The sequence below is a fragment of the Rugamonas sp. DEMB1 genome (assembly GCF_029834475.1).
Lineage (GTDB): Bacteria > Pseudomonadota > Gammaproteobacteria > Burkholderiales > Burkholderiaceae_D > Rugamonas > Rugamonas rubra.
On record NZ_CP122407.1, the window covers coordinates 5,540,093 to 5,556,171 of the forward strand.

Below are 16,079 nucleotides of genomic sequence, written 5' to 3' on the forward strand. Positions count from 1 at the left end.
CCGCCTAGGCGCGGACAGCGTGCAGCATCGACGACGGCGGGCTGGCCGGCTCGGCCACCTCGATGCGGTCGCGGCCGTTGGCCTTGGCGCGGTACAGCGCGGCGTCGGCACGCATCAGCAGGCCGTCCAGATCCTCGGCGGCGCTCTGCTGGCAGGCCACGCCGATGCTGACCGTGTAGGCCGGCATGCCTTCCGGGTGCGGCCCGCGCAAGGCGACGCGTATCCGCTCGGCGGCGCCGATGGCGCGCTCCACGCCGGTGTCCGGCAGCAGCACGACGAACTCCTCGCCGCCGAAGCGGGCCATGTGGTCCGACTCGCGCAAGGTCTTGCCGACGGTGGCGGCGACATGCACCAGCACGCGGTCGCCCATGGCGTGGCCGTACTGGTCGTTGATCTGCTTGAAGAAATCCAGGTCGATGCTGAGCAAGGTCATGCCGCGGGCGGAGCGGCGCAGTTGCGCCCGCTCCTTGCCGTAGATGTCGGCGAAGCCGCGCCGGTTCAGCACGCAGGTCAGCGGGTCGAGGGTGGAACGCAGCTCGAGGATGCTCTGCAGGCGGCGCGTGGCCACCGTCATGAAACCGACCGCCAGCAGCAGCGCCATGAAGTTGGCGGTGGCCAGATAGAAGCTGGCGAGGGGGCCGCCGCGCATCAGGTCGACGCTGGAGGCGCTGCCGAACAGCGCCAGGCAGCCGCGCAGCAGCACCGCCAAGGCCTGGAACAGCATCAGCGCGCCGAAGAAACGGGTGGAGAAATGGCGCTCGCCGTAGCGCCAGATCAGCTGCACCTGGCGCGCGTAGAAGCCGAAGACGAGGAAGGAGAACACCGCGACGCGGGCCTGGAAGTCCGGCCAGACCAGCAGCCAGCAGGCGATGGCGCTCATGCCCAGACCCCACACTAGATGGAAGGCGCGCCAGCTGGGCGGCCGGTGGTAGAAGCGCTCGGTGCCGACCATAGCCAGGCCCAGCCCCAGAGCAACATGGAATTGGCACTCAACAGCGCCAAGGCCGGCGGCAGCACGCCGCGCAGGTTGAACAACACCGCCGCCGCGATCAGCAGCAACAGCCCCACCGCCCAATGGCCGAGGCCACGGATCTCGGCCGGGAAGCTGCGGTCGGCGGCGAACAGCACGACGCTCATCGCGCCACCCATCAAGGCCGACATCAGAATGATCGTTGAGGGGTCGAGCAGGGTCACTGGCTATCCGGTATGGTGGGTGGTATTGACGCGCGTAGCGGGATTCTAGACCAGAACGGCGCCGTTGAACATCGCGGGGATGAAAGTGGGGGGGAAGCCACGCCCCCACACGGCGGCAGGCGCGGGTCTGCCCCTGGGTTGCTAAAACCACCCAGATGCGCCGAGCCAGGGTCAGACCCTTAGGGTCTGACCCTAGATTTTCGCCGCAGGGTTGTGCTCAGCGCGGTGCGCTGGGGCGCGACGGGCCGGCGGCCTTCTTGCCGGCCGGCGCCAGCGCCAAGGCGACGTTGGGCACGCGGTCGCCCTGCAGGCGCAGGCGGAAGCTCATCAGTTCATCGCGGCGGAAGGCGTGTACCTCGACCTCTGAGCCGACGCCATAGCGCGACAGCAGCGTGTCCAGATTGGTCGCCGTGACGCGCAGGCCGTCGATGGCGACCAGCAGGTCGCCCGCCGACAGGCCGGCCTGGTGCGCCGCGCCGCCCTCGTGGACGCTGGACAGCTTGCAGTCGTTGCCGTCGCGGCCGGCGTTGACGTCCAGGCTGGGCTTGGTGGCCTTGCGCTCGTCGCTGTACTTGACGCCGAACTGCGCCAGCAGCTTGGCCAGCGGCAGGTCGTCGGTGCCACGCACGTACTTGTCGAAGAAGGGCTTGAGGCGCATGCCGCTGATCTCGTCGAACAGCGCCTCCACCTCGGCCGGCGTGACGCCGCGCCCCACGGTGGGATAGAAGTCGCGGCCGTAGCGCTGCCACAGCGCCAGCATGACGTCGTCGAGCGACTTCTTGCCGGCGCTCTTGGCGCGGATGCTCAGGTCGAGCGCCAGCGCCACCAGCGAGCCCTTGGTGTAGTAGCTGACGATGGCGTTGGGCGCGTTCTCGTCCTGGCGGTAGTACTTGGTCCAGGCGTCGAAGCTGGACTCGGCCACGCTTTGCTTGCTGCGGCCGCTGCCGCGCAGCACGCCTCCGATGGTCTTGGCCAGCAGCTTGAAGTAGGCCGGCTCGCCGATGACGCCGGCGCGGACCAGCATCAAGTCGTCGTAGTAGCTGGTGAAGCCCTCGAACAGCCAGAGCAGCGGCGAGTGGCTTTCCACCTGCAGGTCGTAGGGGGCGAAGGCGGCCGGCTTGATGCGCTTGACGTTCCAGGTGTGGAAGTACTCGTGGCTGCACAGGCCGAGGAACTGCAGGTAGCCGTCGCCGACCTCGGCCTTCTTCGGCGCGGCGCTGCTGGGCAGGTCGGCGCGGGCGCAGATCAGCGCGGTCGAGGCGCGGTGTTCCAGGCCGCCGTAGCCGTCGCCGACGGCCAGGGTCAGGAAGACGTAGCGTTCCATCGGCGCGCGCTTGCTGCGCGGCTCGAAGAAGGCGATCTGGGTTTCGCAGATCGCCTTCAGGTCGGCGCACAGGCGCGCCATGTCCAGATTGGGCACGCGGCCGCTGATGACGATGTCGTGCGCGATGCCGTGCGCCTTGAAGGTGGCCAGGGCGAAGTCGCCCAGCTCGACCGGGTGGTCGATCAGTTCGTCGTAGTTGGCGGCGATATAGGTGCCGAAGCCGTAGCGCTTGGCCTTCAGCTCGGGCAGCGCGGTGGCCACGCGCCAGGTGCGCGCGGCGGCGTCGGCCGGGCGTTGGATGTCGACCTGGTGCGGCGCGGCCTCCTGCCCCGGCACGCGCAGGAACACGCTGGTGCCGTTGAAGAAGGCGTGGGTCTGGTCGAGGTGGGCGGCGCGCACCGACAGGTCCCAGGCGTACACCTCGTATTCGAGCGTCAGCGCGCCCTTGACCGGTGCGGCGCGCCAGGAGTGCTTGTCCAGCTTGGTCAGCGCGACCGGCTGGCCACGGCTCTCGGCGCGGATTTGCACGATGTTGCGGGCGAACTCGCGGATCATGTAGCTGCCCGGTATCCAGGCCGGCAGGATGAATTCCTGGCCGTCGGCGGCCGGCGCCTCGACCGTCAAGGTGACCTGGAAAATGTGCCCGGCCAGGTTCTTGGGGACGATGGTGTAGGCGACGGCGGGCTTGCTGCTATTTGGCTTTTTCATTGTTGTCCTCGTGTTCTGGCATGGCTACCACTGGGGCGGCACACGCGTTACTCAGGGTCAGACCCTAGGGTCTGACCCTTTTTCAAGTCGTTCGGCAAATCGATGTCGCGCAGCACGCCGGCGTCGTCGACCTCGACTTCGCTGACGGTGTGGCTGTGCAGTATGGCGCGGGCGCCCTGGTCGCCGTCCAGCGCCAGCAGCAGCGACAGGTAGTCGCCGCAAAAGGCCACCGGATTGCCGCGCCGTCCCCGGTACAGCGGCGCGGCGATGCGGGCGCCGCCCTCGATGCGCTCGGCCAGCAGGCGCATGGTAGCGGGCCGCACGAACGGCATGTCGCCCAGCGCCACCAGCCAACCGGGCGCGCCACGGGCGTAGTCTAGCGCATGGGTGAGCGAGGCGGCCATGCCGGTGTCGGCCTCGGCGCAAACGCGCACCTCGCAGCCGGCCGCGCCGAGCAGCGCGGCGACGCGCTCGTCGCCCGGCCGCACCACGGCGACCACGCGCGGCAGCGCGGCGAGCAAATTCCTGGCGCTGGCGAGGACGACGGCGTCGCCGTTCGGCAGCGCTTGCAGCAGTTTGTTCTGCACGCCGGAAGGGTCGAAACGCTTGCCCCTTCCGGCGGCCAGCAAAATGCCGACCAGCGGCATTCGCTTAGGCCGAGGCCAGGTCGAACGGCAGCTTGCGCAAACGCTTGCCGGTCAACTTGAACAAGGCGTTGGCGTAGGCCGGCGCCAGCGGCGGCAGGCCCGGTTCGCCCATGCCGGTCGGCGCGTCGGCCGAGGGCACGATGTGCACCGCCACCTGCGGCATGTCCGGCATGCGCGCCACCGGGTAGTCGCTGAAGTTCTGCTGCTCGACCACGCCGTCCTTGAGCGTGATGGCGGCGCCCGGCAAGGTGGTGCCGACCGCCATCAGCACGGCGCCCTGCACCTGCGCCTCGATGGTCAGCGGGTTGACGGCCAGGTTGCAGTGCACGCCGGCGGTCACGCTGTGCAGCTTGGGCACGCCCTTCTTCACCGAGGCGGTGACCACGTAGGCCACCACGCTGTTGAACGACTCGTGCAGCGCGACTCCCCATGCCTGCCCCTTCGGCAGCACCTTCTTGCCGTAGCCGGACTTGGCCACGGCCAGGTCGAGCGCGGCCAGGTGGCGCTTGGCCTTCTCGCCCATCAGCTGGCGGCGGTAGGCCACCGGGTCCATCTTGGCGGCGTGGGCCGCCTCGTCGATCAGCGTCTCCATGACGAAGGCGGTGTGGGTCGAGCCGACCGAACGCCACCACAGCACCGGCACGTTGGCCTTGACGTTGTGGACGCTCAAGTTCAGCGGCACCTCGTACGGTTCGCCCATGCCCTCGACCATGGTGTGGTCGACGCCGTTCTTGATCATCATCGGCTCGAACGGCGTGCCGGAAATGATGGACTGGCCGACGATGGTGTGGTTCCAGGCGACGATGCGGCCCTTGTCGTCCAGCCCCAGTTCGGCGCGGTGGACGTGCGCCGGACGGTAGTAGCCGCCCTTGATGTCGTCCTCGCGGCTCCACATCACCTTCAACGGGCCGGATTTGCCGCTGGCGTTCCAGGCCTTGGCGATATTGGTCGCCTCGACCAGGTAGTCCGAGGTGGGCACGGCGCGGCGGCCGAAGCCGCCGCCGGCCATCATCGTGTTGAGCACCACCTGCTCCGCCTTGAGACCGGCGGTGGCGGCGATGGCGCCCTGGTCGATGGTCTGGAACTGCGAGCCGGCCCAGACCGTGCAGCCGTCGGCGCGCAGGTCGATGACGCAGTTGAGCGGCTCCATCGGCGCGTGCGCCAGGTAGGGGAACTCGTAGACGGCGGTGATCTTGGTCGGCGCCGCCGCCAGCTTGGAGGTGTCCGCCTGCTTGGCCGACACGCCCGGCTTCTGCGCCAGCTCCTTGTACTCGGCCAGTTGCTTGTCGCTGCTGACCTTCTCCACCGCGCTGCTGTCCCACTCCACCACCAGGGCGTCGCGGCCCTGCTTGGCCGGCCAGTAGCCCTCGGCGATCACCGCCAGGCCACGGCCGCCACGGTCGGTGGCCACTTCCAGCACGTCGATCACGCCCTTGATGGCCTTGGCCTTGCTGGCGTCGAACTTGGCGACCTTGGCGCCGAACACCGGCGGCCGCGCCACCAGCACCACCTTGCTGTTGGGCGCCTTGAAGTCGATGCCGAACTCCTGCCTGCCGGTCGATTTGAGGCGGGAATCGAGCCGCTTGACCGGCTTGCCGATGATGTGGAAGTCCTTGGCGTCCTTCAGCTTGACGCTGGCCGGGACCGCTTGCTTCATGGCGGCGTCGGCCAGCGCGCCGAAGTTGGACTTTTGCCCGGCCGGGCCGCTCAGCACGCCCTTGGCGACCTTGACCTGCTCCGGCGCCACCTTCCACTGCTCGGCGGCGGCGGCCACCAGCATGGCGCGCGCCTTGGCGCCGATTTCGCGGTACTGCATGAAGGAGTGCTTGATGGTGCCCGAGCCGCCGGTCATCTGGATGCCGAAGGCCGGGTCCTTGTATTGGTCGCCGGCCGGCGCCAGCGCGCCGCGCATCTGCGCCCAGTCGGCGTCGAGCTCCTCGGCGATCAGCATCGGCAAGGCGGTATGCACGCCCTGGCCGAATTCGAGCCGGTTGACCTGTACGGTGATGCTGTTGTCCGCCGCGATGTGTAGGAAGGCGTTCGGCTGGAACACCGTCTTGCCGGCCTGCGCGTTGGCGAACTTGTTGGCGCCGGGGATGAAGAAGCCCAGCACCAGGCCTCCGCCCAGCACCGCGCCGGCCTTCATGAAGCCGCGCCGCGACAAGCCGCCCGCTGGCGTGGAGGCGGCCGCTTCCGTTTGCATCGATTCTTGATTCAGCCATTCAGTGCGCATGTCATTCCCCTTTAGGCGATGGTTTTGGCGGCGTCTTTGATGGCGGCGCGGATGCGTTGATAGGTGCCGCAGCGGCAGATGTTGCCGCTCATGGCGTTGTCGATGTCGGCGTCGCTGGGCGCCTTGTTGGAGCGCAGCAGCGCGGTGGCGCTCATCACCTGGCCGCTTTGACAGTAGCCGCATTGCGGCACGTCGTGCTTGACCCAGGCCTCCTGCACCGCCTTGCCGACCTTGTCCGACTCCATCGCCTCGATGGTGGTGATCTTCTGCCCGACGGCGGCCGAGATCGGCGTGATGCAGGAGCGGATAGGCTGGCCGGCCAGGTGCACGGTGCAGGCGCCGCACAGCGCCGCGCCACAGCCGAATTTGGTGCCGGTCAGGTTCAGGTTGTCGCGCAGCGCCCACAGGATGGGGGTCGACGGGTCGGCGTCCACCTGCATGTCTTTGCCGTTGATATTCAGGGTGATCATCTAGTGTGCTCCTTGGGGCGAGGTTCTAATTGGAGGAGTGAAAGCCGGAACAGCGGGCGACGCGCGTACGGCGGCGCGCCGTGAGGCAGCGGGTGAACCCCGCTTTTATCATGGACCATCGGTGATGCCGGGTGCAGCAAAAGGGAAGCTCAGGGATGCGGCGGGCCGCGCCAACGGCGGCCCGCGAAAACGGATTTACTGCTTGATCGATTCGAGCTTGGCTTCCAGCGCCTTCAGGTCGATGGCGCCGGGGATGCGGCTGCCGTCGGCGAAGAAGATGGCCGGCGTGCCGTTGATGCGCAGCTTGTGGCCCAGTTCGACCACCGCCTCGTTGGGCGTGCTGGCGCAGCTGGCCGGCGCGGCCGGCGCGGCCTTGCCGGACAACATCCAGTCGTCCCAGGCCTTGTTGCGGTCCGGCGCGCACCAGATGTTCTTCGACTTGACGAAGGAGTCGTCGGACAGGATGTTGTACATGAAGGTGTAGACCGTGACGTTGTCCAGGTCAGTTCATCGTGGTCTGGCGGAAGCGCTTGCAGTAGCCGCAGTTGGGGTCCTCGAAGACGGCGATGACGCGCTTGCCGTCGCCCTTGACGGTCTTCAGCGCGTGCTGCAGCGGCAGGTCGGAGAACTTGATCTGGTTGATCTCGTCGAGGCGCTTCTTGGTCAGGTCGACCGAGTTGACGGCGTCGTAGACGTGGCCGGAGAACAGGTAGGTGGCGCTCTTGTCGGTGTAGAGGATTTCGCCGTTGAAGCGGATCTCGTACAGGCCGCCGTAGGGCGTGGCCTTGACCGAGTCGACCTTGATGCCGTCGCCCAGGCGCGGCTCGATGAGTTTTTTGATGGTTTCCTCGACCGGCGTTTCGGCGCCGACGCAGGACGCGACCAGCGCGGACAATAACAACAGGGCGATCTTGCTCTTTCTCATACCATCTCCGATGACGACTACACGACGCGCGCCGGCAAAGGCCGGCGCGCGCTTGGTTCCCATGCCGCCGGGGCGGCCCCGGCCCGATCCGCTCAGCCCTGCTTGCCGAGGGCGTGCGAGATCAGCCGGCGCTTGAGCCCGGGCAGTTTATCCAGCAAGTTTAATCCGAAATTGCGAACCACGCGCAGCGGCTCCAAATCGGCGCCGAACAGGCGCGCCAAACCGTCGGTGGCGAGCTGCATCAGCAGCACGTCCTCCTTGCGCGCGCGGGCGTAGCGGGCCAGCACGCGCTCGTCGCCGATGCCGCGCTGCGCCTCGCGCTCGGCGACGCAGCGCACCAGCTGTTCGACGTCGGCGAAGCCCAGGTTCATGCCGTGGCCGGCCAGCGGATGGACCACATGGGCGGCGTCGCCGACCAGGGCGACGCGGGCCGAGACCATGCTGTGCGGGCGCATCAGGCGCAGCGGGAAGTCGCGCACCAGCTCCGGCCGCAGCGGCGTCAGCTTGCCCAGCTTGGCGTCGGCGAACGGCGCCAGGCGGGCGGCCAGCTGTTCGGCCGACTCGACGCGCAGCGTGGCGGCCAGCGCCTCGGGCGCCGACCAGACCAGCGATACCATGTCGCCGGGCAGCGGCAGCAGCGCGACGATGCCCTCGGCGCCGGTGAACCACTGCTGCGCGGCGCCGTGGTGCGGCCGCTCGCAGTGGAAGTTCGACACCACGGCGCACTGGCCGTAGGAGCGGTAGTCCATGCCGATGTCGCACTGGCCGCGCACCCAGGACTGGGCGCCGTCGGCGCCGACCACCAGCGCGGCCTGGATGGACGAGCCGTCGTCCAGGTGCACGGTGGCGTGCTCGGCGCCGCGCAGCAGGCCGGTGGCGCGGCCCTGCACCATGCTCACGTTCTGGGCGAAGCGCAGCGCGGCGTCGAGCGCCTGGTTCAGGTTGCGGTCCTCGACGATCCAGGCCAGCGTGCCGGTGTGGGCGCCGTAGGCGTCGAAGCCGAGCGCGCCGGCCTGGGCGCCGTCGCCGTCGCCGTTGACCAGCATGGCGTCGACCGGGGCGACGCGGGCGGCGTCGAGCGCGCCCCACACCTTGAGGGCGGACAGCAGGTGGAAGGCGGTGTGGTTGAGGGCGAAGACGCGCACGTCCCAGCCGGGGTCGGCGCCGGCCGGGGCCGAAGCCGGCGGCGCCGGCGGACACAGCAGGGTGACACTCTGCCCGGCCTGGGCGAATCCGAGTGCCGCCGTCTTGGCGATGGCGCCGTTGCCGACGATACAAATATCACTCTGGATGAAGCGCCGCACGGAGGGGGAGGATGGACTGTTCATTCGGGCATTATAGCCCCTGTGGCCCGGCGGAATCGAGCGCGCCGGCGCGGGGGCGGGACGGCCGGCGCCACCGCCCCACCCCCGCGCGGTAAATAGTTTCCGCCTGGCCTTGCAATTTCGTCGCGGCCTGCTATAATTCTGCTCCTTGGCCTGGTAGCTCAGTTGGTAGAGCAGAGGATTGAAAATCCTTGTGTCGGTGGTTCGATTCCGCCCCGGGCCACCAAGAACAGTGTCAACACAAAATGCCAAGCCATGCAGCTTGGCATTTTGCATTTCTGAGGTGCCGTCTCCTCTGCCTTGAACTATTTCCTGCCTCCCAGCATCCTTAATTCTTATCAAACAGAGAAGATTCGGCGATATGCGCCGTTACATCACTTTTGCTCTGACAGCCGCATTGCTGCTTACCGGATGCGCGAATACTCAACCAGTCTCCACGACATCGCTGCGCATGCGACCGGTGGCGCAGTCCAGGGTACTCGTGTTTGATAGCGATTTTCTTTTTACAAACTCAAAGCCCGGCAACAATCAGCGTTACGTTGGGCTACTTGCCGGTCGCTAATCGGACTCGGCGACGGCTGTAGGAATGGTTGCTGCGTCAGGCTAAAATGGTGATATTTTGTCCAGTTTCCGGAACTGGCCCCACGCCTGCTTAACTACGCGTACCACTCAGACACGAGGATATGCATGACCCAGAGCCCCCTTCTCCTGCGGCGATTGTTACGTGCGAAAGATAGAATGGACGGCGCGCCCCATGAGGAGTGGCCCATCGGCCGGCTGGCGGAAGTAAGCGCCGTCTCGGTGGCCTATTTTGCACGCGAGTTCAAAAAAGCCTTCGGCTTGCCGCCACATCGCTACCTGCTGACACGCCGGATCGAACGCGCCACGGCGCTACTGCGCGACACCGATCTGCCGATTACCGACATCGCGTTCCAAACCGGCTGGGCCAGCCTGGGCACCTTTGGACGCATCTTCCGCGACATTGCCGGCGCCAGCCCGGGTGAGCTGCGGGCGCGCGAGCGCTCGCAGCCGCAGGCCGGCGCGCAGATCCCCGAGTGCGTCGCGCGCAGTGCGCAACGGCCGGATCTCAACATCGCAGTTTTGGAGAAGCGGCGCATGAAGGCCACTGGCAAACTGTAGCTCTCATCCAAGGAGGTTATATGGCTCAAAGTGTCAATGTAGTCGGTCTTTATGTGCGCGACCAGGACGAAGCGCTCGCGTTTTATGTCGGCAAGCTGGGGTTCCAGGTCCATACCGACGTTCAGAACGGTCACTATCGCTGGCTGACGGTGCAGCATCCGGACCAGCCCTCGTTCCAACTGGGCCTGTTCAAGCCCGGACCGCCTGTGCATGACGCGGCCACCGCGCAGACCCTGAACGAGATGGTAGCGAAGGGCGCCATGCCGCCGCTGGTCCTCACGGTAGACAACTGCCGTGCGGCGTACGAACGCCTGCATGCCATCGGAGTGGAGTTTACCCAGCAGCCGATGGACCGCTACGGCCAGGTGGATGCCGGCTTCCGCGATCCGTCCGGCAACGGATGGAAGATGATCGAAGCGGCCAAGCCGGATGCGGGGGAGTTGCCATGAGCTGGCAGCATTGGATACGCCAAAGCCACCGCTGGCTGTCCATCGTTTTCACCCTGACCGTGCTGGCCAACTTCGCGGCAAGGGCAATGGCCCCGGGCGAGCCATCGGCGTGGATAAGCTACTCGCCGCTGCCTCCGCTATTTCTGATGTTGTTTTCCGGCCTTTACCTGTTCGCGCTGCCATACGTGTGCAAGTGGCGCAGCAGGGGCCCCGCCTGACGATATGCTCCAGCCGACGCGGCTTCGCTGCACGGCTGAACGGCAACCGGGATTCGACGCGATTGTTAAGAATCCTTGTGCCGGTGGTTCGATTCCGGCCGCCGCGGCACGGCCGGACACGACCGGCCGGCCGCCGGCCGCAGCCATCAAGTCATCACCCGGTCACAAGGAATTGCTATGTTGAAAGCTTCCCCAACACAGCCGGATTGACAACATGAACCGCAAGTCCCTTTTCATTGCTGGATTGAGCGCCGCCCTGATCGCTGGTTGCAGCAGCGACACCCCGACGGCGGCCAGCCCGACACCCCCAGCGGCCGCCGCGCCGAAAAACGTCATCTTCTTCCTCGGCGACGGCATGGGCCTGACCACCCTGACCGCCGCGCGCATCTACTCGGTGGGCGAGGACGGCGAGCTGACCATCGACACCCTGCCGGAAACCGCCTTCGTCAAGACCTTCTCGAACGACGCCCAGGTCACCGACAGCGCGCCGTCGATGGCGGCCTACATGACCGGCGTGAAGATGAACAACGAGGTGTTGTCGATGTCGGCCGACACCGTCGCCGTCGATCCGATCGCCGACGCCGCCGGCAACAAGCTGGGCAACAACTGCGGCAGCAAGAACGGCAGCCCGGTCACCACCCTGCTGGAAGTGTCGAAGGCGGCCGGCCTGTCCACCGGCGTGGTCACCACCACCCGCGTCACCCACGCCACGCCGGCCGCGACCTACTCGCACATCTGCCACCGCGACCTGGAAAACGACATCGCCGCGGCGGTCGTGCCGGGCGGCAGCGGCTTCAACAGCGCGCTGGGCAGCACCGGCCTCGACGTCCTGCTGGGCGGCGGCAGCCAGTTCTTCAAAGCCGGTCAAGGACGGCGGCAAGCGCGCCGACGGCCGCGACCTGATCGCCGAGATGAAGGCGAAGAACTACGCCTTCGCCAGCAACAGCGGCGAGTTCAACGCCATCGACGGCGCCAAGACCGACAAGCTGCTGGGCCTGTTCACCTCCAGCCACATGAGCTACGACCTGGACCGCGACCCGGCCAAGGAACCGAGCCTGGCCGAAATGACCACCAAGGCGATGGACGTGCTGTCGAAGAACAGCAAGGGCTACTTCCTGATGGTCGAGGGCGGCCGCATCGACCACGCTCTGCACGAGACCACCGCCAAGAAGGCGCTGCAGGACACCGTCGCCTTCGACAACGCCATCAAGGCCGCCATCGCCAAGGCCAAGCTGACCGATCCGGAGCTGAAGAACACCACCATCGTGGTCACCGCCGACCACGACCACACGCTGGTGCTCAACGGCTACGCCAAGCGCACCGGCAAGACCGCCAGCGGCAACGCCGGCGTGCTCGGCGTGGTGAAGAACTACGTCACCGGCGCGGTGGAGAAGGACCTGGACGGCGCGCCCTACTCGATCATCGGCTTCGGCAACGGCGAAAACCGGGTCCAGGCCAGCCGCGCCGGCCAGTCCGGGCTGGACGACAGCGTCACCGGCGCCGCCACCTACCACCAGGAGGCGGCGATCCGCGTCAGCGCCGGCAACGAGACCCACGGCGGCACCGACGTCTTCCTCGGCGCCATCGGCAAGGGCTCGGAGAGCTTCCTCGGCACCATCGACAACACCAAGGTGTTCGGTCTGGTGAAAAACGCCGCTGGCCTGTAAGCCACGCTGTCACGCATACTTTAAGAACGGAATTTTGCACATGAAACGTACACTGTTAGCCGCCGCGCTGGCGCTGTCCTTCGCCAACGCCGCCCAGGCGGCCGGCGAAGCCAAGAACATCATCTTCTTCCTCGGCGACGGCATGGGGCCGTCGACCATCACCGCCTCGCGCATCTACAAATACGGCGAGGACGGCAGCCTGGCGATGGACAAGCTGGAGCGCACGGCGCGCGTCAAGACCTACTCGAACGACGCCCAGACCACCGACAGCGCGCCGTCGATGGCCGCCTACATGACCGGCGTGAAGATGAACAACGAGGTCATCTCGATGTCGGCCAACACCGTCGCCACCAATCCGGGCAAGGACGCCAACGGCAACCTGGGCGTCAACAACTGCGCCGCCGGCAACGGCAGCACCGTGGCGACCATCCTGGAACTGGCCAAGGCCAAGGGCAAGGCGGTCGGTTCGATCACCACCACCGAGCTGACCCACGCCACGCCGGCGGCGACCTTCTCGCACATCTGCAACCGCAACGCCCAGTACGCCATCGCCGCCCAGCTGGTTCCGGGCGGCGCCGGTTACAACGCCGCCCTGCTCGACGGCGTCGACGTGCTGATGGGTGGCGGCCGCAACCACTTCACCCCGTTCGACGCCGCCAGCAACAAGGCCGGCCGCGCCGACGGCCGCAACCTGCTGAGCGAGATGGCGGCCAAGGGCTACGTCGTGGCCGCCAACAAGACGGAGATGAACGCGGCCGCCGCCGGCAAGAAGTTCATCGGCCTGTACAGCAGCAAGAGCCACCTTGAATACGAACTGGACCGCAGCGCCACGCCGCCGCTGGGCGAGGGCGCAAGCCAGCCCAGCCTGGCCGAGATGACCGTCAAGGCGATGGATTTGCTGGCGCAGAACAAGGACGGCTACTTCCTGATGGTCGAGGGCGGCCGCATCGACCACGCCCTGCACGGCACCAACGCCAAGCGCGCGCTGACCGACACCATCGCCTTCGACGACGCCATCAAGGCGGCGTTGGACAAGGCCAAGCTGAGCGATCCGACCCTGGCCAACACGCTGATCGTGGTCACCGCCGACCACGACCACACGCTGGCCTTCAACGGCTACGCCAAGCGCGGCAATCCTATCCTCGACATCAACCGCGGCTACAAGGACAAGCTGCCGAGCAAGGACGCCGACGGCAACAGCTACACCACCCTGGTGTTCGGCAACGGCCCGAACCGGCCGAACACCCGTGCCAGCCTGGACAGCGCCACCGTCCTGGCCGACAACTACCTGCAGGAGACCGGCGTGCGCCTGGCCAGCGAAACCCACGGCGGCGGCGACGTGAAGCTGTTCGCCACCGGCGCCGGCGCCAAGCCGTTCAAGGGCACGCTGGACAACACCAAGGTGTTCAGCCTGCTCAAGTCGGCCTTCGGCCTGTGATCGACTGATTCGTCGGCGTCGCGCTGATCGTCAAGGGAGCGGACAGGTGTCCGCTCCCGTTTTCATTTAAAGAGCCACATGAAACGCCTCCCCCTGCTCCCCTTACTCATCACAACGCTGTGCCTGGCGGCAAGCGCCCAGGCCGCGCCGGCCGCCGGCACTACCGGCGCGGATCTGGACTTGCGCATCAGCTACTACAGCAAGGTCGTCACGCCCGAGGGCGTGAGCCGCGAAGCGCGCTACGAGGAAACCATGCTGCGCCGCGCCGGCCACGTCTGGACCGCGCGCGTGCTGCCGGCCGGCGCCGAGGAGCGCCACGAGCATGCCGCCAAGCCGGCGAACAAGGCGGCCGGCCGCGTCGCCGCCGAGCACAAGCATTTCAACCATGTGGTGCTGCCGCGCCACGTGGCGCTGGAAAACGGCCAACCCCGGGTGGAATTTGTCGACGTCCGCGCCAAGGAGCTGATCGCGATTCCGCCGGCCGAGTTCGGCAACGTCGGTTTCGACGGTTCCTGGGACCACGCCTACTACCTGCTCGACTCGGCACGGCTGAAGGCGATGCCGCTGTCGGCGCGCGCATCGACGGTGGCCGGCGCGCGCTGGCGCGAACGCGAGGACAAGGGCTTGTTCGAGCGCGTCCTGTGGGACGACAAGCGGCAGATCCCGCTGGTCATCGAAAGCGGCGACAAGGCGGCGACCTTCTTCAACCGGGTCGACCTGACGGTGCAGGCCGGCACCAGCGGCGAGCTGCCGTGGCAGCGGCTGAAGGGCTATGCGCAGAAGGAGTACTCGGACTTCCTGGACTGAGCCGGGGGCGCGCGCCGCGCGCGACGCGACGCGGCGCGCGTTGCGGCGCGCGTTGCGGCGCCGCCGGGCGGGCGCGCTGGCGCTAGCCGCGCGTGCCGCGCCGCTCGGCCTGGGCGGCGTCGAGCTGGGCGCGCAGCTCCTTGATCTCGGCGGCGAAGTTGTCGCGCGCGGTGACGGCGCCAACCAGTTCCATCTCGGCGGTGAGGCGGGCGTCCGACTCGGCCGCCGAAGCCGCCACATTGCGCTCGATCTGCGCGCGCAGGTCGGCCAGCTGGTTGTCCTTGCCGTCGATGGCCAGGCGGTCCTTGGCCTTGCCGACCAGGGCGTCGGTGGCGACGTTGCGGGCGTCGCGCAGCTCGGCGGTCAGGCGGGCGATGCTCTCGCCGCGCTCCTCCAGGGTGGCCAGGGCCTCGTCGCGGGCCGACATCAGGCTGGCCACCTGCGCCAGCAGTTCCTCGACGTCGCGCTGCGATTGCGCCAGCGCGTCCTGGCTGCCGGCGCCGGAGTCGACGGCGAATTGCCGCGCCCAGCCGCCCAGCGCGTCCAGCAGCGCCTCCGGCAGCTCCGGCGTGGCCACTTCCGCCGGCTTGGCGCCGCTGGCGCGCCACGCCGTCAGGTGCTGGTGGACGCTGGCCGGGGCGGCGCCGCCCAGCAAGTCGGAGACGGCCTCGATGGTCACCCGCTCGCCGTCGTTCTGCAGGCTGGCGGCCGCCGCCGCGACCTCGTCGAATGTGACTTCTTGACCTGCCATTGCTGTCTCCGATAGGGCTAGGGTTGTCATTGTTGCCAATTCAGATCATTGGCAGGGAAAGACCACACGATACAGGATGATCTTGCCTATCAACAAGGGGACCGTGGCGGAATTGGCGCGGCGGACGCCGGCTGTTGCAACGGGCGCGATAAAAACCCTTCGGCGGCGGCGCCAACAAGCCGGTGGGCGACCAAGCGCCCAGCGCGGTTTGCGCCAGCCGCGACATTGGTTCAATATTGAACTATAATGTTCAATATTGAACCAAACCCGCATCCCCGATTGGAGTATCGCCATGAATCTGTTCGTCCGCCTGTTGTATGTGTTGCTCAGCTCCTTCTTCCGCCCGCGCCTGCCGGTCGGCCCGGCCACCAGCGAGCTGTCGCTGCTGACCTTTCCCAACGACCTGGACCTCAACCTGCACGTCAACAACGGCCGCTACCTGACCCTGTGCGACCTGAACCGGGTCGACCTGTTCATCCGCTCCGGCCTGGCGCGCATCATGCTGCAGCGCGGCTGGATGCCGATCATCACCGAGCACACCATGAACTACCGCAAGTCGCTCGGCGTGTTCCAGCGCTTCACCGCCACCCTGCACCTGAGCCATTGGGACGAGCGGCACTTCTACATGACGCACCGCTTCTCGATCAAGGACCGGATCGTCGCCGAGGGCACCTCGAAGGGCGTGCTGAAGGGCAGGCACGGCGTGGTCGCGCCGGCCGAGGTGATCGCCGCCCTGCTGGCGGCGCAGGCCGCGGCGCCGGCGAAATAGCCCGCCGCCCGGGC

15 protein-coding genes, 1 tRNA gene and 2 pseudogenes are annotated in these 16,079 nt (G+C 67.3%); 9 read left to right on the forward strand and 9 right to left on the reverse strand.

Features of this window, described 5'->3' with window-relative positions:
- Positions 1 to 4: 4 nt before the first annotated feature.
- The 8 genes and pseudogenes from QC826_RS25555 to QC826_RS25590 all read right to left on the reverse strand — a co-directional run bounded on the left by QC826_RS25555 (position 5) and on the right by QC826_RS25590 (position 8,829).
- Positions 5 to 952: a GGDEF domain-containing protein gene (locus QC826_RS25555; protein WP_279762993.1), complete on the reverse strand. Its 948-nt coding sequence runs from the start codon at positions 950 to 952 to the stop codon at positions 5 to 7.
- Entirely contained in the window at positions 895 to 1,194 is a 300-nt protein-coding gene (locus QC826_RS25560) for a hypothetical protein (RefSeq protein ID WP_279762994.1), read from the reverse strand. Before QC826_RS25560 ends, QC826_RS25555 begins: the two co-directional genes overlap by 58 nt.
- Before the next feature lie 217 nt (positions 1,195 to 1,411).
- Positions 1,412 to 3,226: a M61 family metallopeptidase gene (locus tag QC826_RS25565; RefSeq protein ID WP_279762995.1), complete on the reverse strand. Its 1,815-nt coding sequence runs from the start codon at positions 3,224 to 3,226 to the stop codon at positions 1,412 to 1,414.
- 47 nt (positions 3,227 to 3,273) lie between these two features.
- Positions 3,274 to 3,873, reverse strand: coding sequence for a nucleotidyltransferase family protein (locus QC826_RS25570; RefSeq protein ID WP_279762997.1), 600 nt, complete (start codon positions 3,871 to 3,873; stop codon positions 3,274 to 3,276).
- A 4-nt stretch (positions 3,874 to 3,877) separates the two neighbouring features.
- Positions 3,878 to 6,106, reverse strand: coding sequence for a xanthine dehydrogenase family protein molybdopterin-binding subunit (locus QC826_RS25575; protein ID WP_279762998.1), 2,229 nt, complete (start codon positions 6,104 to 6,106; stop codon positions 3,878 to 3,880).
- A gap of 11 nt (positions 6,107 to 6,117) precedes the next feature.
- Positions 6,118 to 6,576, reverse strand: a complete 459-nt coding sequence (locus QC826_RS25580; protein WP_093389434.1) for a (2Fe-2S)-binding protein — start codon at positions 6,574 to 6,576, stop codon at positions 6,118 to 6,120.
- Positions 6,577 to 6,771: 195 nt separating this feature from the next.
- Positions 6,772 to 7,501: pseudogene (locus QC826_RS25585) on the reverse strand (DsbC family protein).
- 92 nt (positions 7,502 to 7,593) lie between these two features.
- Positions 7,594 to 8,829: an FAD-dependent monooxygenase gene (locus tag QC826_RS25590; RefSeq protein ID WP_279762999.1), complete on the reverse strand. Its 1,236-nt coding sequence runs from the start codon at positions 8,827 to 8,829 to the stop codon at positions 7,594 to 7,596.
- A gap of 147 nt (positions 8,830 to 8,976) precedes the next feature.
- Between QC826_RS25590 and QC826_RS25595 the strand changes: the two genes are divergently transcribed.
- The 8 genes and pseudogenes from QC826_RS25595 to QC826_RS25625 all read left to right on the forward strand — a co-directional run bounded on the left by QC826_RS25595 (position 8,977) and on the right by QC826_RS25625 (position 14,545).
- Positions 8,977 to 9,052 (forward strand) — tRNA-Phe (locus QC826_RS25595).
- A 135-nt stretch (positions 9,053 to 9,187) separates the two neighbouring features.
- Entirely contained in the window at positions 9,188 to 9,388 is a 201-nt protein-coding gene (locus QC826_RS31810) for a lipoprotein (RefSeq protein ID WP_409567710.1), read from the forward strand.
- A 125-nt stretch (positions 9,389 to 9,513) separates the two neighbouring features.
- Positions 9,514 to 9,966, forward strand: a complete 453-nt coding sequence (locus QC826_RS25600; protein WP_279763000.1) for a helix-turn-helix transcriptional regulator — start codon at positions 9,514 to 9,516, stop codon at positions 9,964 to 9,966.
- A 20-nt stretch (positions 9,967 to 9,986) separates the two neighbouring features.
- Entirely contained in the window at positions 9,987 to 10,415 is a 429-nt protein-coding gene (locus tag QC826_RS25605) for a VOC family protein (protein WP_279763001.1), read from the forward strand.
- Complete coding sequence (locus tag QC826_RS25610) at positions 10,412 to 10,633, forward strand: hypothetical protein (protein ID WP_279763002.1); 222 nt, start codon at positions 10,412 to 10,414, stop codon at positions 10,631 to 10,633. The genes QC826_RS25605 and QC826_RS25610 overlap by 4 nt, the downstream gene beginning before the upstream one ends.
- A gap of 214 nt (positions 10,634 to 10,847) precedes the next feature.
- A pseudogene (locus QC826_RS25615) lies at positions 10,848 to 12,300 on the forward strand (alkaline phosphatase).
- Positions 12,301 to 12,340: 40 nt separating this feature from the next.
- Entirely contained in the window at positions 12,341 to 13,738 is a 1,398-nt protein-coding gene (locus QC826_RS25620) for an alkaline phosphatase (RefSeq protein WP_279763003.1), read from the forward strand.
- Positions 13,739 to 13,816: 78 nt separating this feature from the next.
- On the forward strand, positions 13,817 to 14,545 hold the full coding sequence (locus tag QC826_RS25625) for a hypothetical protein (RefSeq protein ID WP_279763004.1): 729 nt from the start codon (positions 13,817 to 13,819) through the stop codon (positions 14,543 to 14,545).
- Between the two features lie 82 nt (positions 14,546 to 14,627).
- Here QC826_RS25625 and QC826_RS25630 read toward each other — a convergent pair whose 3' ends face one another.
- The gene (locus QC826_RS25630) at positions 14,628 to 15,296 is read right to left on the reverse strand and encodes a DNA-binding protein (protein WP_279763005.1); all 669 of its coding nucleotides are present in this window, start codon (positions 15,294 to 15,296) and stop codon (positions 14,628 to 14,630) included.
- 292 nt (positions 15,297 to 15,588) lie between these two features.
- Between QC826_RS25630 and QC826_RS25635 the strand changes: the two genes are divergently transcribed.
- Entirely contained in the window at positions 15,589 to 16,065 is a 477-nt protein-coding gene (locus QC826_RS25635; RefSeq protein WP_279763006.1) for a thioesterase family protein, read from the forward strand.
- Positions 16,066 to 16,079: the final 14 nt, after the last annotated feature.

Excerpts from the sequence above, each read along its gene's own strand:
- QC826_RS25555 (WP_279762993.1), bottom strand. The coding sequence starts at position 952 with ATGGTCGGCACCGAGCGCTTCTACCACCGGCCGCCCAGCTGGCGCGCC.
- QC826_RS25565 (WP_279762995.1), bottom strand. The coding sequence starts at position 3,226 with ATGAAAAAGCCAAATAGCAGCAAGCCCGCCGTCGCCTACACCATCGTC.
- QC826_RS25570 (WP_279762997.1), bottom strand. The coding sequence starts at position 3,873 with ATGCCGCTGGTCGGCATTTTGCTGGCCGCCGGAAGGGGCAAGCGTTTC.
- QC826_RS25575 (WP_279762998.1), bottom strand. The coding sequence starts at position 6,106 with ATGCGCACTGAATGGCTGAATCAAGAATCGATGCAAACGGAAGCGGCC.
- QC826_RS25580 (WP_093389434.1), bottom strand. The coding sequence starts at position 6,576 with ATGATCACCCTGAATATCAACGGCAAAGACATGCAGGTGGACGCCGAC.
- QC826_RS25590 (WP_279762999.1), bottom strand. The coding sequence starts at position 8,829 with ATGAACAGTCCATCCTCCCCCTCCGTGCGGCGCTTCATCCAGAGTGAT.
- QC826_RS31810 (WP_409567710.1), top strand. The coding sequence starts at position 9,188 with ATGCGCCGTTACATCACTTTTGCTCTGACAGCCGCATTGCTGCTTACC.
- QC826_RS25600 (WP_279763000.1), top strand. The coding sequence starts at position 9,514 with ATGACCCAGAGCCCCCTTCTCCTGCGGCGATTGTTACGTGCGAAAGAT.
- QC826_RS25605 (WP_279763001.1), top strand. The coding sequence starts at position 9,987 with ATGGCTCAAAGTGTCAATGTAGTCGGTCTTTATGTGCGCGACCAGGAC.
- QC826_RS25610 (WP_279763002.1), top strand. The coding sequence starts at position 10,412 with ATGAGCTGGCAGCATTGGATACGCCAAAGCCACCGCTGGCTGTCCATC.
- QC826_RS25620 (WP_279763003.1), top strand. The coding sequence starts at position 12,341 with ATGAAACGTACACTGTTAGCCGCCGCGCTGGCGCTGTCCTTCGCCAAC.
- QC826_RS25625 (WP_279763004.1), top strand. The coding sequence starts at position 13,817 with ATGAAACGCCTCCCCCTGCTCCCCTTACTCATCACAACGCTGTGCCTG.
- QC826_RS25630 (WP_279763005.1), bottom strand. The coding sequence starts at position 15,296 with ATGGCAGGTCAAGAAGTCACATTCGACGAGGTCGCGGCGGCGGCCGCC.
- QC826_RS25635 (WP_279763006.1), top strand. The coding sequence starts at position 15,589 with ATGAATCTGTTCGTCCGCCTGTTGTATGTGTTGCTCAGCTCCTTCTTC.